The following is a 22,103-nucleotide window of genomic DNA, read 5'->3' on the forward strand; positions in this document are numbered from 1 at the left end:
CCACCACGGTCACCTCGGCCCCCCGCCGGCGCAGCCAGTGGGCCAGCGCGGGTCCCGCGATGCTCGCCCCCGCCACCAACACCCTCGGACCGCTCCCCCGGGTCCCCTGCTCGGAGTCGTCGACGCCCATCACTGCCTCCATGTGCTTCCTCCCGCGCCGGAACGTTCCCGGCACAGGCCCACCGCTGTCGGTGGATCCGGCAGTATCGACTGCGGATCCGCACACAACTCATCGGTACGGCTGAAATCGCGTCCACGCTCCCGCAGACACCCCGAACTCGGCATGCGACCGGTCAGGCATGGTCATGATCGCCTCGACCTCGGTAGACACCGATGGTGCCGGTGGCCTTCGGGGGTGCGTCTTCGCTCATGTACCGGGTGTCGGCCTCGCTTCCGGCGATCATCAGCAGCGGCACGTCGATCAGGTCGAGGTGGTCGGTGGCGTCGAAGGCCATCAGGTCCAGCAGGCTGCTCATCGTGTACTTGAAGGTCGAGCCGGGGCAGGCGTGGGTCTTCCAGTAGACCGCTTGTCGGACTTGACCGCGTTCAGGGTGTATCCGCCGCCGCAGATGCCGAGCGCGCCCACCCGTTCGGTGTCGACTCCGGGGAAGTCGGCCATGCCGTGGACGTCGTCGGTGCGGTGGTAGGGCTTGTCCACGTTGCGGGGCTCGCCTTCGCTGTGTCCCTGGAAGGAGGCGTCCGCGGCGATCGTGATGTAGCCCTGTTCGGCGAGCCGCTGCGCGTCACCTGGTGCCACGATGGAGAGAGAGGTTGCCAGGTGCTTCAGGGAGGCGATCATGAGCCGGGAGTATCACTTTCATTGCGAGCACGCCGGCTGCTCGGTCACCGTTGGCCTGAGGATGGGCGGGAGGCGGGAGCTGGAGCTCCTCGTGGACGGGAAGCAGGTCGCCGCCGCCCGCGCCCATGGCCACCACGCGCAGACGACGGTGATGACCACGATCCTGCCCACCGACCCCCCTCGCGGCATCGAGGTCGAGGTGGCGCTCCCTGGTGTTCTCGGCGGTGATCCGGCAAGCACCCTGGTCGCGGGTGGCGAACGCAGGCCCATACCCGCCCGGGAGGTGCCCCGACGGGCGCGGTCGTCGGAGGCCGACTGGTACTCCTGACCGTACCGGGGCGCCCGGCACGGCGCGTGCTCGGCCAGTTCGAAGCCGCCGTTGGGGGCAGACGGGTCGGCGTGCGGGTCGTGGATGGGCGGGGCCCTGTTCTCCGGCGAACACTCGCCGGAATCAGTTCCGCTCCACCCCTGCCATGTGCTGGACGAGGGCGGTCAAGGCGAAGCCGGACGGTGGCGCGGACGCGACGGCGGCCTACCCGTCGTCCAGGCCGTCGCACTTCATGGCGAGGGTGGCGCGGTGAAAGTCAAGCCATCTTTCGGAGCACGGTGCGCTCGTCGGCGTTCAGGGGCGGCAAAGGCGTTCGATGGCGCTCATCGGCCGATCATCGCCAGCGGCCGAAGCTGTCGACAGACAGGGCTTCCGACAGACAGGGCTTCCGACAGGGCGGGCGTTGCCTGATGTGGCATCAGCAGGAGTCGGTCCTCCCACGCCTCTGGTGAACCCTCGATTCTGGGGACGCGTACACCCACACCAAGCCCTGTGCGAAAGGGAAGTTCGTCATGCCCGCATGGCCGCGCAAGACTTGCCCCGTCTGCCGGCGCCCCGTCGCAGTGAACCCGGACAGTCGGCGGATCGCCGACCACAAGCCCCCGCGGCCCAGCGAGCGCGCCAGGACCTCGTTCCTATGCCAAGGGTCCGAACAGATGGTCGAGCTGGGTGGATGGTGCTCCTGACCTGCGAGGAACATGATCCGGCGAAGGAGGAGATGCTCTTCTGAGGTGCCTACCGGCACCGTGCCCCTTGCGTCGGTGAAACGGAACGGGCGAACCTCCAGCGGCCTCCCTCACTTGAGGCGGCGACTCCTTAGCCGGACCGCTGTTCCAGGCCTTCGAACCTCTGGGAGCACTCTGGGGTCCGCCTCGCTTCCGGCGGCGACCGCGTGCAACGCCCGCAAGGCGACCAGGAGCACACCCATGTCGTCGAGGTAGACCGGGTCCGGGATCAGGTCGATCGGTGAGATGGTGTAGACCACCGCCGCCCAGAACAGGGCCTTGGACCGCAGCGGGAGACCGGCGTCGAGCAGTAGCCTCCGAGCCTGGAAGACGCGGACGAGCAGCACGGCCGCGAATCCCGCCACGACGAGTACGAGAGAAACGGCCGCGATGAGCCAGAAGGAGCTGTCCATGCTTCTCTCCTGCCCGGTAACGGTCGAGGTGGGCCGGTCGTCTGCGGCTGTTACAAGGCTACGATGTCGGGCCCGCTGTTCTGCTCATCGGCCGTTCCCGTCGTCGGGACCTTCTCCCCACCGCGACCGGTGACACCGGCCTGCTGCGGGTCGGCTGCCCGAGAACCGGCCCTCGAGTCCGGTCCATCATGTTCAGCAACATGGCCGGGATCACGCTGGGCCTGCGCTCTTCGCGTGCCAGTGCCCCGCCACCGGCCCCGAGCGCCGCACGGCGCCCCGCCGAGGGACTGGCGCGGTCACTGCTCGTCGGTGGGCGGCCGCTCGGCGGTACCGGGGCCGGGCTCGTCGGGCGGGGGCGGGCTTGCGGTGGCCGGGGGCGCCCACTGCGCTCCGGTGCGCAGGCGGAAGGCGGCGGCCGCGGCCGCTCGTGCTGACCGGGAAGCCCTGGAAGAGACCGGCCGCCAGATTGGCCACACCGATGGCCGCCGTCTCCTGGTTGCCGCGGACCTCCTGTCCGGTTCGCGCCGCGAAGGCCGACGCGTTGGAGATCGTGTCCGCCAGCGACACCAGGGCGATGCCCAGCGCACCGCCGAGCAGCAGCGACAGGTCGGCGAGCCGTACATCGGGGATCGTGAACGGAGGAAAGCCCTCGGGCAGTCCTCCGACCAGGCCGACGCCGTGCCCGCCCAGATCGAAGACCGTGGCCGCGGCGATCGCCAGCACCACCATCACGAGCACGGCGGGGACCTTCGGCAGAAGGCGTTGCAGGACCAGGTTCAGCCGTGTCCGTCTCGCTGTGGCACTCAGCCCGCCGATTCCTGCCGTGGCCGGTACGGGCCGAGTGAGCACCGACTCCCCGCGCGGCTGCGGCCTGCGCGGCATGAGACGGGGCGTCTCCTGGTCGACGCCCAGCGTGAAGCCGAAGGAGGCGATGGCCACGAGGCGGATCCACAGCGCCTGCGGCGGGGTGAACGGCTCGCCCGCCGTGATGCTGCGAACGGTGGCCCCGAGGATTGTCGGAACGAAGGTCGCCAGCCGCCATGACCGCGCCATTGACGAGCCGCCGGACGACCTGTCGCCCGGCGGCATCGACAGTTGAACGCAAGACTGATCGAGGAACCGGCGCCAGGCCGGAGCTCGCTGTTGCCTGGGCGGCGCGTTCGGGTCGTGCGCGGTCGGGCTCTCCGCGGACCATGCCGTGCAGAGCCCGACCGCCGGATCGACGCCGAACGCGGCTGTGACCTCCTCGGGGGCACGCGCGTACCACAGGCCTTCCGAATTCCGAGGCTGTTCACCCGCGGAGCCCGACCGCGCCGTCATCGCTCTGCCTCCGATCCATGGCCGCGGAGCGGCGGACAGGTCGCACGCCGCTCCGGCAGGCCGGCCCTGTCTCGCTTTCCGTCCGGCCGCGCGGTCTCAGTCCGTTTCCGGTCCGGGGTGAGCACCGAGCGTCTCGGGGGTCGCCCGGCCGTCGACGACCTGACAGAGAGCCGCGCGGCAGGCGGCTTGGAGCGCCCTCCGGGACCTGCGCTCGACCAGGATCGGGACGTAGGCCCTGACCCTGGCCTGGCGGAACGACTCGTACGCTGTCCTGACTGTCGCCTCTACGTCGACCGAGTCCAGCCAGGGGTAGGCAGCCCCCAATCGGGCCACCGTGTCCCGGAGGGACGCGAGTTCGTCCTGTGAGCCGTGTGACGGGAAGTTCGGTGGATCTGCCGGGTCGGCGCGCTCGACTGGCCCGGGGTAGCCGGTCGAGCCCTCGACGGGAAGGTTCGCATCGGCTTGAGGGGGTTGCTCGTCGACCGTCATGGGGGCACTGATCCCATGTTCCACGACCTCCTGACCGCAGAACCGCACATCTCGCCATCGCCACGAGAAGGTCAGCCATGCTCATTGTCTGCTCGCCCAGGCAAGATCGCCCTCCGAGGCCGGGCCTGGGAAGCGGTGGAAAACGGCGCCGGTAGGGTCACCGCGGCGCCGCTCGATGGAACTCGTCGTCCCCGTGCAACGGACGAACAATTCCGGACGAGGCAGGGTTCGGTCCGAAAGTCGGTGGAGTGGGTGTGGTGCCGCTTCCCGGGAGTCCGCACGATGCCTCGGGGGTTCCCGACTTCCACGGGCTTGCGATGGTCTCCCGGGTCGGCCCTGCGTCAGCCTTCCGCGTCGATCTCGGCGACGGCGATGGCGACGCCGAGCGCAGCGGTGATGTTGCCGGCTGCCGTCATGACGCGGGCGGTTCCCACGATGGGGGCGATGGCGACCAGAACGTCCTGCAACTGCTCGGTGGTGAGGCCGGCCTTGAGGGCGGGATCGATGTGAGCGAGGTAGGAGACCGGAGGAGCGTCGGAGGCGGCGAGCGCTGCGATACGGGTGAGCAGAAGGATGTCCGGCGCCAGTCCGCACCGCTCGAGCGAGTCGTCCGTCATGGCGAGGATGGTGTCCAGAACAGGGGTGTCAGATGCAGTGGACATCTCGAATGTCCTCCTGAAAGGCCCGACTAGGGGGAGTGAGATGAAAGGGGGATGCCTGCAGACCTCCGGCATGCCCTGCCCTCGATTCTAGAACCCCTCCTGAACCTGCGCACGGGGTGTGTGTCCGCGCTGACCATGGTTGGCGGGCGGCTCGCGTGATGGGGGCCGAGAGAACGGGTGCCCGGAGCGCTGGTCAGGACCGGTCAACGCTCAGGCGTCCCACCTCCCCGGCGGTGAGCAGGGCTGGAAGGTCGGCGACGGAGTCGAGAACGTGCACCGGCGCCCTGGGGCGTCCGGTGCAACCGGCGATCAGGTGCCGCCGATCTGGACCGTGAATGGATCAAGGATGAATGTGATTCCCGCAGGCGGTGGGGGTGCCGGTCCGTGAATGGTCTGGATCTTGGTCAGTCCTCAGACGGGGCTGCCTCGCACCATCCGGCTCCGCGGGAAGTGCTCTGGAGCCGGAGAGGCGAGAAGCCCGGCACCAGCGCCGGGACGAGCGCGTTCGTAGGGACGGATCGGTTCGCCGGTGGCGGGTCCAGGCAGGGCACTGCTGTCTCTGCGGCTGCGGACGCAGCGGGCGGGTGGGCGGCAGAGCGGCGGCGGGTGGACGTCTGTGCGCCGAGCACACTCACCACGAGGCTGGCTGTGCTCGCAGCATGGTTCCGGCCGTGGTGGCCTGTTTATGGTGCCTCGCATTCACACCGAACCCGATGGTGTGCGTCTCGGTATCAGTGCCAGGAGGGCAGCCGATGAGCGCAGTCTCAGTACAGTCCGGAACCGCCGGAGTCCCGGACGGGGCCGGCGGTCCGCAGCCAGTGGGTGTCTACTTCGAACGCATGCCGTTCGGGAGGGCCCACGTGTTGATCGCCCTCGCGCTGTTCATGGCTTTCGTCATCGAATCGTGGGAGCAGCTCGCTCTCGTCTACGTCTCCGCCGACCTCGGCGACGCCTTCGCCCTCGACGCCGGACGGGTCGGCTGGGCTCTGTCGGCCGTGGCCCTCGGCATGATCCCCGGCTCGCTCGTCTGGGGGCCGGTCGCCGACCGCATCGGACGCCGCGCCGTGTGCCTGTGGAGCCTCGGTTCGTACGGTGCTGTGGCGCTGGCCGGCGCCTTCTCGCCGAACTTCACCACGCTGATGATCACACGGGTGCTCTCGGGGATGGCCCTGGGCGGCATCTACACCGTCACCTTCCCCTACTTCCTGGAGCTGCTTCCGGTCAGGCTGCGCGGCAGGGCCGCCGTCTACCTGTCGATCGGCTGGCCCATCGGCGTGCTCGCTGCCGTGGGGGTGACCCAGGCGCTGTCCGGGATGGGCTGGCACGTCGTGGCCGTGGCCAGCGCGCTGGCGGCCCTGTGGGTGTTCGCGATCCGGGCCTGGGTGCCCGAGTCCCCGTACTGGCTGGCCGCCCGTGGCCGGCACGCCGAAGCCCGGGCGGTTCTCCTGAAGCTCGGCGCCGAGGTCCCCGAAGGCACCGGCTTCAGCGTGGTCGAGCCCGAGCGGGCCGGCAACCCGCTCGCCCTGCTGCGCGGCCGGCTTCTGCGCATCACCCTGCTCATGCTGATCGTGAACTTCGCCTTCAACTGGGGCTACTGGGGCCTGCAGACCTGGCTGCCCACGCTGCTCATGGAGAAGGGGCTGAGCATGTCCAGCAGCCTCGGCTTCGTGGCGCTGAGCGCCCTCTTCATGATCCCCGGCTACGTCTCGGCCTCGTACCTGACCGGGCGCTTCGGCCGCAAGAAGGTCTTCCTGCCCTACGTGGCGGCCGCCGCGGTCAGCGGCGTGCTCTTCGCCTACTCCGGCAGCCTCACTCAGCTGTACGCCGCCAACTTCGCCCTGTCGTTCTTCAGCCTCGGCGCGTGGGGTGTCTGGAACACCTGGAACGGCGAGTTCTACCCGACCGCGCTGCGCGCCACCGGATACTCCTGGGCCACCGCGGCTCAGCTGATCTCCACCTCGGTCGCACCGTCGGCCGTCGGGTACCTGCTGGCGCGTGCCACCGGGTTCTCCTCCACCGTGCTGTTCATCACCGCGTTCCTGGTGGTGGCGCTGGTTGTGGCCGTGCCGCTGCCGGAGACCGAGGGCCGTGATCTGGAGTGATATATAGGGGCAGATGGTGACAGGATCATGCGGGTGAGGCTGGGAGTGGACGTGGGACGCGTCACCACCGTCGCCGTGCTGGTCGGGCCGGGCGGTCAGACAGTGGCTCGCGCGGTGGTGGACAGTGTTCCCGGTCTCGGCGAGAGTCTGCGCGCGGTGCTTGCCGCGCTGCCCCGGGCTCAGACCGGTGACGCAGACGCCGTCGGCCTCACCACAGACCTGGAGCGCCGTCCGTCGCGGCTGCGACCGGTAGCCGCATTGCGGATCGCCCCGCTCAGTCATCCGTCCCTCGGGCCGCTCGCGGGCTGGCCTCCGCAGGCCGCCCGCGAGGTAGGGCCGCTCCACGCGGTCGTCTCGGGGGGATCCGCGCTCACCGGGCGGCAACTGGCTCCGCTCGACCAGGCAGCAGTCGCGGACTTCGCGCGGCGGGCCGCCGACGACGGTGTCACCGCCTTCTCGGTCGCGGCGGCCGGCGCGCTGACCCGCCCCGACCCGGAGCTCGCCGCCGCCGAGGTCATCGCCGAAGCCGTACCCGGCGCGGAGATCACCTTGTCGCATGAGCTCGGGCGGTCGGGGCTGCGGGAACGCGAGAACACCGCCGTCCTCAACGCCGCCCTGCGGCCGTGGGCGGCACGCGTGAGCGACACGGCTGAACGCGCGCTGCGCGCCAGCGGTCTCCGGGCGCCGCTGCACCTGGCCCGCAACACCGGCGGACTGGTTTCCGCCGCGTACTTCCGCCACTATCCGGTCCTCGCCATCGCCTCCACCACGGCGAGCGCCGTGCGGGGTGCCGCGCTCGCAGCCGGGGCGGACCGCGCCGTGGTCGTCGACGCGGGGGCTGCGGAATACCGGTGCGCGAGCGTCACCGACGGCGAAGTGGAACGCTCCGACGCCGGCCCCGGGCTCGGCGGTGTCGACCTGGACCTGGCCCGGATCCGCGCCGACGTGTTGCCCCGCGCCGACCTCGTCCGGACCGGCGCCGAGCAGGTCGCCGACCTGGTGGCCGGCGTCCGGCGGCGGACCCCCGGCGGTGTGCTTCTCGCGGCGGGCGGCGACTGTGGGCTGGTACCCGTCCGCGCGCAGGATCCGGCGGCCGCCATCGCCGCAGCGGCCTACGGAGCCGCCCGCTCGGAAATCGTCGCCGAAGTCGATCAGGTCGCCGTCGCCGGGGGCCGTGCCGAACTCGACCGGCTCCTCGGGCTCGCCCGTGACCAGGCCCTGGCCCGGGTCGTCGCCGCCGGTGCCGCCCCGGCCACCGCCCGCGTCGCGTACGCCGCCCACACCCCCGTGTCCTACTTGCCCGAGGGCGTTCACCGCCTCCGCGTCCGCGCCCTCGGATCCCCTTCGGGGAATCCCGTCATGGCCCGCGGCCGGCGCACATGACGCCCGGGGAAGAGACCGCGCTGGGCGCCGCACGGCTGGAAGACCTCGCCAAGGGAGCGCTGGTGCTCGCCGCGGGCGCCGAGTATTCCTCGTACCGGGCGAGCCTCGACTGGGCGCGGGCGGCCGTCGCGGAGCACGGGCCGGTGCCGCTGATCCACCCCGGCGACCTGGGCTCCGAGCAGATGTGTGTCACGGTCAGCCTGCTCGGCTCCTCGGCCGCGCTTGCCGAGCAGCTGCCCACGGGAGAGGAGCCGCGCCGGGCGGTCCGGGCGCTGGAGCGCCGCCTGGGCAAGGCGGCGGATGCCGTCGTGCCGCTCAACACTGCGGCCGAGAACGCCCTGCTCGCCGTCGTCACAGCGGCGTCCTGCGGGCTGCCGCTGGTGGACGGGGACGGCTGCGGACGAGTGCTCCCCCTGCTGGAGCAGACTACGTTCACCATCGCCGGGATCGATCTCGCCCCGGTCGCCCTGGCCACGCCCGCCGGGGATGTGGTCGTCGTGGAGGCGGCCGGCAGCCGTGTGGAGGAGCTCGTACGGCCGCTGGTCCTCGCGGCCGGAGGCTGGGCGGTCGCCGCCTGCTACGCCATGGACGGCGAACGTCTGGCGGCCGCCGTGGTTCCCGGCACCGTGAGCCGGGCCCTGGCGGCGGGGCACCCGACGCTTGGTGACTCCTTCGCGCTGTGGCAGCCGCGGCCCCGGCGACTGGGCATCGGGCGGATCACCGCCGTGGAGCACCCCGCGACGCCGGGACCGGACACCGCCGGGGGTACGGCGCTGCCGTCCCGGCCGACCAGTGTGGTCGTCACCGAGACCGAGGGCCTGCACCGACGGTTCCGCCTGGAGGCACACAACGAGGTGCTGCTGGTCCTCGCCGACGGCGCGCCGGCCGCGGCCGCGCCGGACCAGATCCTGATGCTGTCGGCAGCCGACCAGCGGGTGTTGGACGTCGAACGTGCCATGCCCGGCATCGAAGTGGAGATCGTCGAGATCCCCGCCGCACCCGCCTGGCACACCCCGCAAGGCCGCCGACTCGCGGCCGCCGGTGGGCTCCTCCTGCTGAGCACGGACCCGGCCCCGGATCCCCGGCAGCCACAACACCCGGACGCGGAACGACCCGAGGAGAACCGGTGGTGAGACGTCCCGACCTGCCCGCACCGATGACCGTCGCGGAGCTGGTGCAGTACGGCCCGCTGCCCGGCGTACGCATACTCGGCACGACGGGACGCGACGCCCAGGTCCTGGACGTGCGCATCGTGGACCGGCGTGAAGCCCTCGACGACCTGCGTCCACACACTGCCGTCGTCCTCACCGAGGCGCTCGCCCGGTCGGGATGGATCGTGGAGATGGCGCTGCGCAAGGCCTGGGAGCAGGCGGCCGCCTGCGTGGTCGTACCCGAGACGGCGGCGGTGCATCCGCCGGGCGCACTCGCGGACCGCCTCGGCGTTCCGCTGCTGCTGATCGGCGGCGACGCGCTGGAGGGCGCCGTACGGATCGCCTCCGCCGTGTCCCGGCCGGACGCCGGCCGAACCGCGCTGCTGGCCGACGCCGCCCAGCGCCTTGCCGCCGCCGGCCCGCACGTCGAGCGCGTACTGGCCGCGCTGCACGCGGCGCTGCCCTCGACGTCCCTGGCCCTCACCGATCCGGTGGGCGGAATGCTGGCCGGGCGACGGGCCGCACTCGACTCCCCGCACCCGGTGCGGCTGGACGTGCCGGGGCCAGACGGACACCCGCTCGCGGTTCTCCTGGCTGACTCCCGCTCCAAGGAGGCGGGCTGGGCGTCGACGGTCGCATCGGTGCTGCGGCTGGCGGTACCCCCGCTGACCGCATGGGCCGCCACCCGCCGCCTTGCGGAGGAACAGTCGGACCGCCGCAGTGAGTTGCTGCTGCACCAGCTGACGCATCGCTCCGAGGAGGAGGACGAACAGGCCCGTGCCCACGTCCGGGCCGAGGCCGCGGCGCTCGGGTGGCCGCTGGCCGGGCCTCTGATCGCGTTCGCCCTGCGACCGGCCGTTGCCGCGGACGCCGACGCCGGGCCCGCGCCGGGACCCGCGCTGCGTGCTCTCTGGGCCAGGTACGGCATCGGCGGACCGCTGATCGCGTACGAGGACTGCTGGGTGTCGTGGCGTTCCGCGGCAGCCGGCAGTCCGGCCCCGGACCCGGAGGTGTGGCTGCGGCAGGGCGAGGCACAGCTGCGTACAGCCGTCCGGGCGATCGGTGACCAGTTGCCGCTCGCCGGGGGAGTGGCCGGTCCGGCCAGTGACACCGGCACGCTGGGCGTGGCGCTCGCCGACGCCAGGGCCGCTGCGGCGGTCGCCGCCGTACCCGGGTCGGTGGTCCGCGCCGACCGTATGGGGCCCGCCCAACTGTTGTCCGCGTTGCCCGCGGAGGCGCTGCGGCGGCCCGCCGAGGTCGTGCTGGCCCCGCTGCTCGCCGCGGACCGGGACGGAACGCTGCTGCGTACGCTGGCGGTCGTCCTGGACCAGGGAGCCGCCCCCTCGGCGGCGGCGGACATCCTCGGTGTCCACCGGAACACGGTCGCGGCGCGCCTGGAGCGTATCCGTGCACTCGGCTTCGACCCCGAGGACCCTGCCCAGCGCCTTCCTCTGCACCTGGCCTGCCGCGTCCTGCTGGCCGAGTCCTGAGCGGGAAGCGGTGATGAACGTGCCACCACGTGGGGGGCCCGGCCGCCGATGGGGGATTCGGCAACCGGGCCCGGTTCAGGGTGGAGGCGGAGCGGTGGGCGGTCAGGCCTCCACGCCGTAGGCGGACGCTGCCTGCTCAGGGCTCAGCAGGCCCTGCCGGAGGTCTTCCCGTACCGCCTCGGCGGGGCGCTCCGCGACGGGACCGAAACCGCCACCCCCGCCGCTCTCGCAGCGCAGCACGTCGCCACGGCGCACCGCCAGCGCGTTCACCTTGAGCAGTTCGCGCTCGCCGTCCCGGCCGGGGTTGAGGACGACGCGGGGCGCCGCGCCGCTGCCGCCGCCGAAGACACCCCACGCGGGGGTCACGGAGCGCTCCCACCACAGCGACAGGCTCTGGTCGGCCTCGAACGTGTACTGGCGCACCACGCCGTTGCCGCCGCGGGTGCGGCCCGCCCCGCCGGAGTCGGCGCGGATCGCGTACTCGGTGACTCGTACGGGGAACAGGGTCTCCAGCACCTCGGCGGGCATGTCCCGCAGCGAGCCGTTGACGTTGTTGATCAGGCAGGACTCGCCGTCGTCGGTCTGCCAGGCGCCCCAGCCGCCGACCGTCGCCTCCTGGGAGACGAAGAGCCTGCCGTTGCGCGGGTCGGTCCCGGTGAACTGCACGATCATCGAGTCGCCGTAGCTGGCGGCGGCCGCTCGCGCGGGCACCGCGGGCGCCAGAGCCTTGACCACCAGGTCGATGACAAGGCCGAGGTGGGAGTAGTAGTACTGGCACGCCGCCGGCTCGACGGCGGCGAGCATGGTGCCCGGCCGGGTGAGCACCTTCAGCGGCCGGAAGGAACCGCCGTTGAGCGGGACATCGCCGCTGACCAGCAGCTTGTAGCCGACCCGGCAGGCGGCGACGGTCTGCGCCGCACCGCAGTTGACGGGCCCGGTGGCCTGGTCGGCGCAGTCGGTGACGTCCATGGTCATCCGGTCGCCGTCGATCTCGACGCGCACGGTGACGTGGAGCGGGGTACGCAGGTCGATGCCGTCGTTGTCCAGGTAGCCGGTCGCCTCGTAGACACCGTCGGGAATGGCGGCGATCTGCTCCCGCTCCAGCCGCTCGGTCTGCGCGAAGATGGCGTCCCGCGCGGCGAGGACGGTCTGCAGCCCCCAGCGGCGGACGATCTCGGCGAACCGCTTCGCACCGGTACGGGCGCAGGCCACTTGGGCCCGCATGTCTCCGAGGGTGGGCTGCGGGAAGCGGACGTTGCGGGCGATCAACGAGTGCGCCTGCTCGCAGGGTTCGTCGCCCTCGTAGATCTTCAACGGGCCCATCCGCAGGCCCTCTTGGTAGATCGAGGTGGAGTCCATCGAACCGCCGGGGTCCTTGGAGCCCATGTCGATCCAGTGCGCACGGGACGCGGCGAAGCCGATCAGCTCACCGTCGGCGGTGTCCTCGGTGAAGATCGGCGCGTAGACGGTGACGTCGTTGAGGTGGGTGCCGCCGATGTAGGAGTCGTTGAGGACCCAGACGTCGCCGGGCTTCCAGACGTTCGCGCCGTACATCTCCTCGGTGGCCCGGGTGCACACCTCCAGGTTGCCCAGGAAGATCGGCAGGCCCGAGGACTGGCCGAGCACGTTGTGGTCCCGGTCGAGGAGGGCGACCGCGCAGTCCTTGGCCTCGTAGATGGTGGGCGTGTAGGAGGACCGGATGAGGGTGGTGTTCATGTCCTCCGCGGCCTGCAGCAGCGCGCAGCGGATGATCTCGGTGGTGACCGGGTCGACGACCCGGCTGCCGTTGTCGGTCATGCCGTGGCTCCAACCTTGATGACGAGGAAGCCGTTCTCGTCGACGGTGACCGACGAGTCCGGGGGGACGACGGTGGTGGAGGTGGCCTCCACGATGACCGCGGGACCGTCGACGCGCTGCCCGGGTGCGAGCCGCTCGCGGCGTAGAACGGTGGTGTCGTGCGAGCGGCCGCCGAAGACGACCGGCCGCTGCCGGACGGTGTCGGAGACGGCCTCGTCGGCGGCGTACGGCACCGGTGCGGCCTCGGGCAGCACGCCGAGCGCGGTGCTGCGCAGGGTGACGAACTCGACGGGCGCCTCGGGCGTTGCGTGCCCGTAGCGGCGTTCGTGGAGGGCGGCGAAGCGGTCGGCGGCAGTGGCGAGGAAATCCTCGCCGGCCGGTTCGGCGGCGGCGAGCAGCGGCACGGCGAGGGTGTAGTCCTGGCCCTCGTACCGCATGTCGACGACGTGCTCGACCCGCTGGCGCTCCACGGGGACGCCCTGCTCGGTGAGTGCGGCCAGCGACTCGTCCTCCAGGCCTGCCAGCGCGCGGGCCATGGCCTTGCCGTCGAGGTCGGCGCCGGGGGTGAAGAACTGGCGGGTGAGGTCGCGGCGAACCTCGGTGCCGAGCATGCCCCAGGCGGAGAACGCACCGGGGAAGCGCGGTACGACGACCTCGTCGATGCCGAGCTCGCGGGCGATCGCCACGGCGTGCATCGGGCCCGCACCGCCGAACGCCAGCAGGGCGAACTCGCCGGGCTCCAGGCCGTGTTCGACGGTGAGCGTACGGATCGCCTGGGCCATCTTGGCGTTGGCGACGTCGCAGATCCCGCTCGCCAGTTCCACCGGATTCAGACCGAGCTCACCGGCGAGCGTGGCGACGGCCTGCTGGGCCGCGGCCACGTCGAGCGTCATGTGGCCGCCGGCGAACCAGTCCGGGTCGACGCGTCCGAGCACCGCGTTGGCGTCGGTCACGGTGGCCTGGGTGCCGCCGCGCCCGTAGCAGGCCGGGCCGGGGACGGCTCCGGCGGACTCCGGGCCCACGCGCAGGCCACCGGCCTCGGCATAGGCGAGGGAGCCGCCGCCGGCGCCGATGGTCTGCAGGTTGACCAGCGGCATCAGGACCGGGAAGCCGTCCGCCGAGCCCTCGTTGGAGACGTCGGGGCGGCCGTCGAGGACCAGCGACACATCGAAGGACGTGCCGCCCATGTCCACGCAGATCGCGTTGCGCCGTCCCAGCAGTCCTGCGGCCGCCGCGCCGCCCATGGTGCCGCCGACCGGCCCGGACAGCAGGGTCTGCAAGGGGTGGCGGCGGGCGTAGGCGGCGTTCACGATGCCGCCCGAGGACTGCATCACCTGGACCGGGACCGTCAGGCCGTGCTCCGCGAACCGCCCCTCGATCCGCCCCAGATAGCGGCGCACCACAGGGCCCGTGTACGCCTCCAGGACGGCCGAGGACGTCCGCTCATACTCGCGCCACTCGCCCGCCACCTGGTGCGACAGCACCACGACGACGTCCTCGCCGAGCTCCTGCTCCAGGATCTTCCCGGCCAGCAGCTCGTGCTCCGGGTTCACGTAGGAGAAGAGCAACGAGACGGCGACAGCATCGAAGCCCTCGTCCTTCGCACGTCGGGCGGCAGCCCGTACGGCGTCCTCGTCGAGGGGTTCGAGCTCGGCGCCGCGCCAGTCGAAGCGGCCGCCCGCCTCCATCGTGTCGCAGCGCTCGACCAGCGGCTCCGGCTTGCGGTAGTGCAGGTCGAACATCCGGTCCCGGTTGCCGCGGGCGATGTGGTAGACGTCCCGCATCCCGGCCGATGTGAGGAGCAGGACGCGGGCGCCCTTGCGCTCCAGCAGGGCGTTCAGGCCCTGCGTGGTGCCGTGCACGAAGAAGGAGATGTCGCCGGGCGAGTCCACCGCCCGGCCCAGCGAGGCGAAGACTCCCTCGGCCAGGTCACCCGGCGTCGTGGGCGCCTTGGCCGCGAAATAGGTACCGCTGTGTTCGTCATAGGCGACGACATCGGTGAAAGTCCCACCGATGTCCATGGCCACCCGGTATGTCATGCCGCCTCCCGGCTTTCTCAGGGGATCGCCGAGGACGTTAGCCCGAGGCTTCTGGGGAGGGCTGTGCACGGCGCATGGGTGGCTGGCCGCCGCAGTGCGCCGCGCACGGTTCAGTGATCGTCGGCGGGGACACCGCCCGCCTGCTGCACGTCCTCGTGCAGGTGAACGATGCGCCACTGCGCGTCGAGACCCTGCTGCAGGACCGCGGTGTTTCGGACCAGCTCGGGGCGCAGCTCACCGGCCGACGGGTCGGGCGCGAAGTCCACCCGCAGCCAGAAGCGCAGCACCGCGATGTCACCGAAGACGTCCACGACCTGCCCGTACGGCTCCAGCCCGGTCTCCACCGGCCCCTCGCCACCGGCCGGTCGTTCCTCGCGCACCCGGTCCAGGTCCGGCTTCCCGAGGAGCAGCCCGGCAGTCGCGGAATCCCACACGGTCGCCTCCGAGTCCAGACAGGCGTCGATCCGCGCGCGGTCCCCGGCCGAGTAGGCCTCGTACATGGTGGTGATCACCCGCCACACAGCGGTTGCCGTCTCAGGGGCCGCGCCGGGGCGGGCGCCGACGGGGGACGAGGGGAATGCGGTCATGGCGGGGCCTCCTGGAGGTGAGGTGTGGAGAGGGAACGCGTCGAGCGGGGCAGCGACGGGCAGTCAACCTACACACCCGGGCAGCTCATGATGCGCGCCCATGCGCCCTTCACGGCGCGTTGGCGGGTGCGTGGTCGATACCAGGGCTCCGTACGAGTCCTGGCCCGATGTCCGGACCGATGGGTATCTGAGGTGAAAGGGGTGCCTGATGCTCGACGGCCGCTCCAGGTACCCGATGTGAGGCTCCAGAAGAAGCCGGACTTCCTCAGTGAGTAGGACACCAGCCGGTTCTTCGTCTGCCGGTGGTACAGGAGTGGAGGGTGCGCCGGCCTGCGGAGATGGTGGCGTTGACGCCATCGATGGGCGAGATGGTCTGGGAATGGTCCGGATCTTGGAGTTCTCTCGGGACCCCTGCCGCGCGGCAGAGCGTGAATCGCGAGGAAGAGCTGCGCCATGGTGCAACCGGCGTGGGATGGTGTCGAGGAAGGCGACTTGGGGCTACAGCACTTGAGACGCGACTGGATGCCGATCACGGCAGGCCGGCGTGAGGTGTCCTGAGTCCGCAGGTTCGACTGTCGTCAGGCCTCTCTGGCCGCGCGCCGGATCGCGTCGAGCGTGCGCGCCACATCGTCGTCGGTGGTCGACCAGTTGCTCACCGAGATCGCATGACGCGTCTGCCGTGCCAGGTGGACCCGCTGATCCACGCCGTGCCGTCGTCGAGCAGCCGGGCGAGTACCCGGTCGGTGCGTCCGTCGCTGCCGAACTCGGCGCAGACCTGCGTGAACGCGACCTCGTTGAGAACGGTCGCGCCGTCGATCTCGGCGAGGCCGGCGGCGAACGCGGAGGCGTGGCGACACAGCCGCTCGACGAGGTCGGAGACTCCCGATCGGCCGAGGGACCTGAGGGCGGCCCACACGGTGAACGCTCGGCCGCGCCGCGAGAGTTCGGGCACCTTGTCGATGGGGTCGCCGTGCTCGTGCTGGATGAGGTAGTCGTCACGCTGGCCCATCGCCGCCCGGACCGCGGACGCGTCGCGCACGATCGCGAGTCCGCAGTCGTAGGGGACGTTCAACGTCTTGTGGGCGTCCGTCGCCCAGGAGTCCGCGTCCGCGCAGCCCGCCGTGAGGTGGGCGCAGCGCGGCGAGGCGGCTGCCCACAGTCCGAACGCGCCGTCGACATGGACCCAGGCGTCTGCCTCGCGCGCCGCACGGATGCTCGCGGAGAAGGGATCGAAGGCGCCGGAATGGATGTCGCCGGCCTGGAGGATCACGATCGTGGGGCTCTGCCCGCCCGTTGTCAGCGCCCTGCGCAGGGCCTCGGGTTCGATGCGTCCTTGATCGTCCGCCGCCACCAGTTCGGGCCGACCGAGCCCGAGGTAGCGCAAGGCCAGGTCGATGGCCATGTGCCGGGACTCGCCGGCGACGACACGCACGTGCGGGCCACTCGTGAGACCGTCGCGGGCGACGTTCCAGCCGGTGCGGCGCAGCACCGAGTCCCGCCCGGCGGCGAGGCACGTGAAGTTCGCCATCGTCGCACCCGTGGTGAAGCCCACGGAGCTGTCCCTCGGCAGGCCGAGCAGATCGAGCGACCAGGCGCCGGCGATCTCCTCCGCCGCCGCGTACGCGGGCGAGACCGTGCGCATCACACAATTCTGGTCCCAGGCGCTGACCAGCCAGTCAGCAGCCAGCGCGGCCGGCTCGGTGCCGCCCACCACGAACCCGTAGAAGCGGCCGCTGGGGAACGCCGTGAGCCCCGGCTCACAGGCCGTGGCCAGCAGGTCGACGACGTCGGCAGGTGTGCTGGGGCCGGCAGGCAGTTCGGCACCGAGCGCGCTCACGATCTCGTCGACCGAAGCGCGGGCGGGAATCCGGCGGTCGGGCAGGCTCGCCAGCCACCGGACAGCATGGTCGTACGCCTGTCGGAGCGCCGCCTCACGCGCGTCCATACCTCGGACTATGCGACCGTCGCCGCCGCCCCGCAAGCCGACCGCGGTCGGGGTCCCTCGCGAGATCCGGAGGGAGGGTCCGGATGCGTTCCGGCTCCCCTGGAAGTCTTGCGCTCGCACGGCTCCTCGGCGCGACGGTCCCGTACGCGCCGCTCGGCGGAGAGACGCGGCGGCGTCCGCCCTCGGGCCTGAGGGGACCGAGGGCGGGACGTGTGGGGTCGCGGTCGTCACGGAGCCCTCTCGTACGCGCCCGACAGGGGCCAGAGTTGCCGTGGCGCGAGGAGGAGGCGACCAGGGCCTGGATTCAGCTGGTGCGTCGCAAGGGCGGCGGGGGCCAGTCGCCGGTGAGGGCGGGCCGCTTGGGCCAGTACAGGCGCAGGAAGACGTTGAAGCTGGCTGAGGGTGCCGGGAGCCAGCTGCTCTCGCGGTCGGGTCCGGGGCTGTCGTGCGTGCGGGTACAGGGCGTCGGCGTCGAGGTTGGCTCCGTATCCGAACCGGGTGATGACCGCGCGCTTGGTGTAGTCGGTTCCGTAATCACCCAGGCCCTGGTGCACGGTCCACCCACCGTCGTTCGCGGACTCCGCTCGGGCGAGCAGATCGAGCAGGACCTCCGGGCCGCGCCGCGCACCCGCGTCCAGGGTGGCGAGCTCCTCGGGGGACAGGTCGTCCAGGCTCGCGCCGGGTGCGATGCCGAGTTTGACGAAGCGGCCCAGGAACGGGGCATCGGCAGGGTCGGGAGGGTTGTCCACCATCATCCGGTTGAGGAGCGTGAAGTACTCGCGGCCGCTGAGGGCGTGGACCTTGTCGACGGGCGGCGTCGTGGTGTCGGCGCCGGCGGGCACGGGGACGTCGGTGGGAGGGGAGTAGGCATCGGGGTCGCCGGTCCACTCCGACAGCGGAATCAGCCGCGTGCCGTCCTGGAGCCGGTTGACGGACGGGCCGTTCTTGCGTCGGCCGACGACGGCGCAGACATCGGACCAGGCGTCCAGGATCGGGACCATCCAGAATCGGTCACCGAACTCGGGCAGGGGCAGCACCAGAGGCTGGTCGGACAGATCGGATCGAGCCAGGCACTGGAGTACAGGGTGTCGGCGTTCGGTGAGACGACCTCGGTGGAGGAGGCGTCCGGAGTGGCGCGCATGTAGCAGAACTGGTTGACCGGGGCTTTCCGTCGCGCGTCGTCCCGGGCCGGGACCGCCGTCATGGAACTCTTGGTCATGGCCGCCGCGACCAGCGGATACCCGTAGATCCACGCCTCCGAGGCCGGCTTCTCCAGCGATTCGTCCGCCATTGGCTTCTCCCAGGCGTTTCTGCGAACTCGGTCCGAGCCCGACGCTATGAGCGCCTCCTGCCTCCCGCGCGGTCGGTCCGCCGAACGGGTGAGGGAGACAAAAGCGTTGGAGCTGGACCGGCAACGAGGTTCTTCTGCTGCGCAGGCCGGACGGACGGACGTGTGCGCCGCTACGAGAGGTACTGCCCACCGATGCCCTGGTGGTCGGGCTGTTGCGCGATGGCCCGGCGGGCCAGGTCGGCGAACTCTCGATCGATCGACCCCTGCAGCAGGCTGATCTCCGCTCGCACAGCGGCGTGCTGAGACGGCGGCAGGGTGTCGAGCAGGCCGTCGAGCATGGCGTGGAGCCGTCGGCAGACCTGCACGGACGACCCCCCGTACTCGCGGATCTCGCATACGGCGAGCTGAAGGAAGTTCTCCCAGTCACGCCCCGGGAGCACGAGCCGGGCGTGCCCGTGGCGATCGGCCAGCACATAGCGACCGGGGAGGCGTGTGCCGCCGACCGTGTGCAGGAAGGACTCGATGTAATTGATCACCTGCACCGCGGTCGTAGGGTCGTTCACCGCGGGGGAGAGGGCCCTGATGGCGATGTCGACGAGGACCCTCAGGGCGAATGCGGGGTCCTGATCGATGGTGCGCTCGGCCCCGAGGGCGACGAGACCGGTCACCCGGTCCGGGTCCGGTTGCGACGTGCCCCCGTGGACCTCGATGAGGACAGTGCCGGGCGGTACGAAGTCGCCGATCAGGCGGGTCGCGACGAAGACGCAGTCGTGGCGCGCCGCCTCCGCGACCAGCCCGGCCGCGTTGAACGCCTGGATGGCTCCACCGCGTCCGGTGCGGATGCGCATCACCGGACCGTCGGGCGACACGGTTCCCTCTCCGCGTGGTGCCGCGTCCCGGATCGCCGCGGCCCCGCTCGTGAAGACGGTCTCTCCCATGCGGGTGACCAGCTCGGCGACGGCCACCGGTCGGAGACTGTGCGTGAACCTGTTGAGGTAGATGAGAAGGAGCACGAGGCTGACGGCCACCGCCACGCCGGCCAGGGTGACCCCGAGGTCGGGGACGGAGTCGGTCTCGACGCTGCGCATCAAGGAGAACGCGAACGCGAACGTCCCGGTGAAAGTCGCCAGCACCGCTTTCTGCAGCCGGTCCCGGTACCACAGGCGCATATAGCGAGGGGAGAGGGTTCCCGTCGCCTGCTGCACGACGAGTACGCCGATGGTGACGACGAATCCGAGCAACGCCACCATCGCCCCCACGATGGCGGAGAGTACGCCGCTCGCCGTCGTCGCGGAGTAGTGCCAGCCGCTCGGCGGCCAGTCCGTGCTGTCGGCGGTGAGTGCGAGCTCAGCGAGAAGGACACCGAGGAAGAGACCGAACAACGGTACGATCCACAGGCTCGCCTTGACGTATTGCCGCAGCCTGAATCTGGCTGCCCAGGACGTCCGGACACCCACGCCATGCCTCCTTCACCCGGAGGAGTCCGTTGCTCATGAGGCACATGAGTGCGCAGGCTCCCTCAGCGGGAGCGCTGCCACTCACCGTAGAGCCCTTTTCGGAGCGGCGCAGAGGCAGAGTTCCCGACCGCGCCCGGTGCGACTCGCTCGCCAGGACGGGACGACACCATCGGCCTAAGCTGGCCGAACGGTGCCTGGACCGCCTCGGGCGCCGCGTAACGGTGCCCGAACGTTGTCTGACGGGGCCGAAAGGGGCTCAATATGGACGACTACCCCCTGATCGAGAACCACGGCCTGATCGGTGATCTGCAGACCGCGGCCCTCGTGACAACCGATGCGACGATCGACTGGTTCTGCTGTCCGCGCTTCGATTCGCCCAGCATCTTCGGTGCTCTGCTCGACCGACGGAAGGGCGGCCACTTCACCGTCAGGCCGGCCGCGGACGCCTACACCACCAAGCAGCTCTACCATCCGGACACCGCCGTTCTGGTGACGCGTTTCATGACCGAGGCCGGGGCGGGCGAGGTGGTCGACTTCATGCCGGTGACCGGCACGACGGCGACGGACCGGCACCGTCTGGTCCGCATGCTGCGCTGTGTGCGGGGCAGCATGACGTTCGAGGGGGAGATCGCTCCGCGCTTCGACTACGGGCGCAAGCCGCACAAGCTGCACATCACGGAGCACGGAGCCCTGTTCACTTCGGAGGACATGGACCTTGCTGTGCACGCCGTCCGTGAGCCGCAGGACGACCGGCTGCTGACGGTCCTCTCGGGTGACAAGGACCTGCGTTTCAGTCTGACCCTGCAGGCCGGTCAGCAGCGCGGCCTGATCATGGAGTCGTCCCCCGGCGAGCCGCCGCACGAGGTCCGAGTGGCGGAGTTCGAGCGGCTCTTCGACGAGACAGTCGGTTTCTGGCGCTCCTGGCTGGGGCAGTCCGTCTATTCGGGCCGCTGGAGGGAGGCGGTGGAACGTTCGGCCGTGACGCTCAAGCTCATGACCTACGCGCCGAGCGGCGCCCTGGTCGCCGCCCCCACGGCGGCGCTGCCCGAGCAGTTGGGCGGGGAGCGCAACTGGGACTACCGGTTCACCTGGATCCGTGATGCGTCGTTCTCGGTGTACGCGTTGCTGGGCCTGGGTTTCAGGGAAGAAGCGACGGCGTTCATCAGCTGGCTGCACGACCGGGTGAAGGAAAAGGCCGGCAACGGGGATGCCACCGGGCCGCTGAACATCATGTATCGCGTCGACGGCTCCTCCGACCTGGTCGAGGAGACCCTGGAACATTGGGAGGGGTACTGCGGCTCCGCCCCCGTCCGCATCGGCAACGGAGCAGCGACCCAGCTGCAACTGGACATCTACGGCGAGGCGCTCGACAGCATCTACTTCGCGCACCGGCACGGCATGCACCTCGACAACGGGGGCTGGAAGGCGCTGCACACACTGCTCGACTGGCTGGTCGACCACTGGGATCAGCCCGGAGAAGGGCTGTGGGAGACCCGTGGCGGCCGGAAGGACTTCACGTACGGCCGCGTGATGTCCTGGGTGGCCTTCGACCGCGCCCTGCGGATTGCCTTCGACGACGGGCGTCCCGCGGCCGGTGGCCGCTGGGTGGACGCCCGCGATGAGATCTACGCGCAGGTGCTCAGCCGGGGATGGGACCCGCAGAAGCAGGCCTTCGTGCAGCATTACGGCGACGATGTCCTCGACTCGTCGCTGCTGCGGATGCCCACGGTCGGGTTCATCACGCCGGACGACCCGATGTGGAAGTCCACCCTGGACGCGATGGAACGTGAGCTGGTCAGCGACAGCCTGGTCTACCGCTACAACCCGGAGGCGTCTCCCGACGGACTGCGCGGTTCCGAGGGAACCTTCTCCCTGTGCACGTTCATGTACGTCGACGCCCTGGCCCGGGCCGGACGCACCGACACGGCCAGGCTGGTGCTGGAGAAGATGCTCTCGTACGCCAACCACTTGGGCCTGTACTCCGAGGAGATCGGCCTGACGGGTCGGCAACTGGGCAACTTCCCCCAGGCTTTCACGCACTTGGCGCTGATCGACGCGGCGATCACCCTGGACGCGAAGCTCAATGGAGCGCGCAGGGGCGGGAGGTAGTCGCACGGAGCCGGTC

The 22,103-nt window shown here is 71.0% G+C and carries 17 protein-coding genes and 3 pseudogenes; 6 read left to right on the plus strand and 14 right to left on the minus strand.

From position 1 onward, the window contains the following. From ACZ7HT_RS05375 to ACZ7HT_RS05385, 3 genes and pseudogenes are all read right to left on the minus strand, one after another. Window positions 1–130: pseudogene (locus ACZ7HT_RS05375) on the minus strand (FAD-dependent monooxygenase); the annotation flags it as partial. A 163-nt stretch (window positions 131–293) separates the two neighbouring features. Beyond that, the gene (locus ACZ7HT_RS05380; RefSeq protein WP_471160102.1) at window positions 294–476 is read right to left on the minus strand and encodes a hypothetical protein; all 183 of its coding nucleotides are present in this window, start codon (window positions 474–476) and stop codon (window positions 294–296) included. After that, entirely contained in the window at window positions 473–799 is a 327-nt protein-coding gene (locus tag ACZ7HT_RS05385) for an alpha/beta hydrolase (protein WP_471160105.1), read from the minus strand. Before ACZ7HT_RS05385 ends, ACZ7HT_RS05380 begins: the two co-directional genes overlap by 4 nt. Here ACZ7HT_RS05385 and ACZ7HT_RS05390 point away from each other — a divergent pair. Further along, the gene (locus ACZ7HT_RS05390; RefSeq protein WP_471160108.1) at window positions 798–1,127 is read left to right on the plus strand and encodes a hypothetical protein; all 330 of its coding nucleotides are present in this window, start codon (window positions 798–800) and stop codon (window positions 1,125–1,127) included. The genes ACZ7HT_RS05385 and ACZ7HT_RS05390 overlap by 2 nt on opposite strands. A gap of 796 nt (window positions 1,128–1,923) precedes the next feature. Here ACZ7HT_RS05390 and ACZ7HT_RS05395 read toward each other — a convergent pair. The 4 genes and pseudogenes from ACZ7HT_RS05395 to ACZ7HT_RS05410 form a co-directional block, all read right to left on the minus strand. Next, complete coding sequence (locus ACZ7HT_RS05395; protein ID WP_471160111.1) at window positions 1,924–2,265, minus strand: YkvA family protein; 342 nt, start codon at window positions 2,263–2,265, stop codon at window positions 1,924–1,926. Between the two features lie 420 nt (window positions 2,266–2,685). Next, window positions 2,686–3,585 (minus strand): annotated as a pseudogene (locus ACZ7HT_RS05400) (SulP family inorganic anion transporter); the annotation flags it as partial. A gap of 96 nt (window positions 3,586–3,681) precedes the next feature. Beyond that, window positions 3,682–4,074, minus strand: a complete 393-nt coding sequence (locus ACZ7HT_RS05405; protein ID WP_471160114.1) for a three-helix bundle dimerization domain-containing protein — start codon at window positions 4,072–4,074, stop codon at window positions 3,682–3,684. Between the two features lie 341 nt (window positions 4,075–4,415). Then, complete coding sequence (locus tag ACZ7HT_RS05410) at window positions 4,416–4,736, minus strand: carboxymuconolactone decarboxylase family protein (RefSeq protein ID WP_471160117.1); 321 nt, start codon at window positions 4,734–4,736, stop codon at window positions 4,416–4,418. 860 nt (window positions 4,737–5,596) lie between these two features. Between ACZ7HT_RS05410 and ACZ7HT_RS05415 the strand changes: the two genes are divergently transcribed. From ACZ7HT_RS05415 to ACZ7HT_RS05430, 4 genes are read left to right on the plus strand one after another with little or no spacing between them, the layout of a single operon-like run. Continuing rightward, entirely contained in the window at window positions 5,597–6,838 is a 1,242-nt protein-coding gene (locus ACZ7HT_RS05415) for an MFS transporter (protein WP_471160119.1), read from the plus strand. A gap of 51 nt (window positions 6,839–6,889) precedes the next feature. Next, complete coding sequence (locus ACZ7HT_RS05420) at window positions 6,890–8,221, plus strand: hydantoinase/oxoprolinase family protein (protein WP_471160121.1); 1,332 nt, start codon at window positions 6,890–6,892, stop codon at window positions 8,219–8,221. Beyond that, window positions 8,218–9,354, plus strand: coding sequence for a DUF917 domain-containing protein (locus ACZ7HT_RS05425; protein ID WP_471160123.1), 1,137 nt, complete (start codon window positions 8,218–8,220; stop codon window positions 9,352–9,354). Before ACZ7HT_RS05420 ends, ACZ7HT_RS05425 begins: the two co-directional genes overlap by 4 nt. Next, window positions 9,351–10,862 (plus strand): PucR family transcriptional regulator, encoded by a 1,512-nt coding sequence (locus tag ACZ7HT_RS05430; protein WP_471160126.1) that lies wholly within the window; start codon window positions 9,351–9,353, stop codon window positions 10,860–10,862. Before ACZ7HT_RS05425 ends, ACZ7HT_RS05430 begins: the two co-directional genes overlap by 4 nt. Window positions 10,863–10,964: 102 nt before the next feature. Here ACZ7HT_RS05430 and ACZ7HT_RS05435 read toward each other — a convergent pair whose 3' ends face one another. The 7 genes and pseudogenes from ACZ7HT_RS05435 to ACZ7HT_RS05465 all read right to left on the minus strand — a co-directional run bounded on the left by ACZ7HT_RS05435 (window position 10,965) and on the right by ACZ7HT_RS05465 (window position 19,978). Then, window positions 10,965–12,659, minus strand: a complete 1,695-nt coding sequence (locus ACZ7HT_RS05435; RefSeq protein ID WP_471160128.1) for a hydantoinase B/oxoprolinase family protein — start codon at window positions 12,657–12,659, stop codon at window positions 10,965–10,967. After that, on the minus strand, window positions 12,656–14,698 hold the full coding sequence (locus ACZ7HT_RS05440) for a hydantoinase/oxoprolinase family protein (RefSeq protein WP_471160131.1): 2,043 nt from the start codon (window positions 14,696–14,698) through the stop codon (window positions 12,656–12,658). Before ACZ7HT_RS05440 ends, ACZ7HT_RS05435 begins: the two co-directional genes overlap by 4 nt. Before the next feature lie 110 nt (window positions 14,699–14,808). After that, entirely contained in the window at window positions 14,809–15,285 is a 477-nt protein-coding gene (locus ACZ7HT_RS05445; protein WP_471160133.1) for a YybH family protein, read from the minus strand. A 652-nt stretch (window positions 15,286–15,937) separates the two neighbouring features. Next, window positions 15,938–17,230 carry a pyridoxal phosphate-dependent decarboxylase family protein gene (locus tag ACZ7HT_RS05450; protein WP_471160136.1) on the minus strand — a complete coding sequence of 431 codons (1,293 nt, stop codon included), beginning with the start codon at window positions 17,228–17,230 and terminating at the stop codon, window positions 15,938–15,940. Between the two features lie 227 nt (window positions 17,231–17,457). Further along, window positions 17,458–18,267: a DUF1254 domain-containing protein gene (locus ACZ7HT_RS05455; protein WP_471160139.1), complete on the minus strand. Its 810-nt coding sequence runs from the start codon at window positions 18,265–18,267 to the stop codon at window positions 17,458–17,460. A 35-nt stretch (window positions 18,268–18,302) separates the two neighbouring features. Continuing rightward, window positions 18,303–18,521 (minus strand): annotated as a pseudogene (locus ACZ7HT_RS05460) (DUF1254 domain-containing protein); the annotation flags it as partial. Window positions 18,522–18,691: 170 nt separating this feature from the next. Beyond that, window positions 18,692–19,978 carry a DUF2254 domain-containing protein gene (locus ACZ7HT_RS05465; protein WP_471160140.1) on the minus strand — a complete coding sequence of 429 codons (1,287 nt, stop codon included), beginning with the start codon at window positions 19,976–19,978 and terminating at the stop codon, window positions 18,692–18,694. Window positions 19,979–20,239: 261 nt separating this feature from the next. Between ACZ7HT_RS05465 and ACZ7HT_RS05470 the strand changes: the two genes are divergently transcribed. Further along, window positions 20,240–22,087 (plus strand): glycoside hydrolase family 15 protein, encoded by a 1,848-nt coding sequence (locus tag ACZ7HT_RS05470; RefSeq protein WP_361625652.1) that lies wholly within the window; start codon window positions 20,240–20,242, stop codon window positions 22,085–22,087. Window positions 22,088–22,103: the final 16 nt, after the last annotated feature.

Source organism: Streptomyces sp. NPDC037410, assembly GCF_055602235.1.

Bases quoted from the DNA above. Each gene is read 5' to 3' on its own strand.
- ACZ7HT_RS05380 (WP_471160102.1), bottom strand. From the start codon at position 476: ATGAGCAGCCTGCTGGACCTGATGGCCTTCGACGCCACCGACCACCTC.
- ACZ7HT_RS05390 (WP_471160108.1), top strand. From the start codon at position 798: ATGAGCCGGGAGTATCACTTTCATTGCGAGCACGCCGGCTGCTCGGTC.
- ACZ7HT_RS05385 (WP_471160105.1), bottom strand. From the start codon at position 799: ATGATCGCCTCCCTGAAGCACCTGGCAACCTCTCTCTCCATCGTGGCA.
- ACZ7HT_RS05395 (WP_471160111.1), bottom strand. From the start codon at position 2,265: ATGGACAGCTCCTTCTGGCTCATCGCGGCCGTTTCTCTCGTACTCGTC.
- ACZ7HT_RS05405 (WP_471160114.1), bottom strand. From the start codon at position 4,074: ATGACGGTCGACGAGCAACCCCCTCAAGCCGATGCGAACCTTCCCGTC.
- ACZ7HT_RS05410 (WP_471160117.1), bottom strand. From the start codon at position 4,736: ATGTCCACTGCATCTGACACCCCTGTTCTGGACACCATCCTCGCCATG.
- ACZ7HT_RS05425 (WP_471160123.1), top strand. From the start codon at position 8,218: ATGACGCCCGGGGAAGAGACCGCGCTGGGCGCCGCACGGCTGGAAGAC.
- ACZ7HT_RS05435 (WP_471160128.1), bottom strand. From the start codon at position 12,659: ATGACCGACAACGGCAGCCGGGTCGTCGACCCGGTCACCACCGAGATC.
- ACZ7HT_RS05440 (WP_471160131.1), bottom strand. From the start codon at position 14,698: ATGACATACCGGGTGGCCATGGACATCGGTGGGACTTTCACCGATGTC.
- ACZ7HT_RS05445 (WP_471160133.1), bottom strand. From the start codon at position 15,285: ATGACCGCATTCCCCTCGTCCCCCGTCGGCGCCCGCCCCGGCGCGGCC.
- ACZ7HT_RS05450 (WP_471160136.1), bottom strand. From the start codon at position 17,230: ATGGACGCGCGTGAGGCGGCGCTCCGACAGGCGTACGACCATGCTGTC.
- ACZ7HT_RS05470 (WP_361625652.1), top strand. From the start codon at position 20,240: ATGGACGACTACCCCCTGATCGAGAACCACGGCCTGATCGGTGATCTG.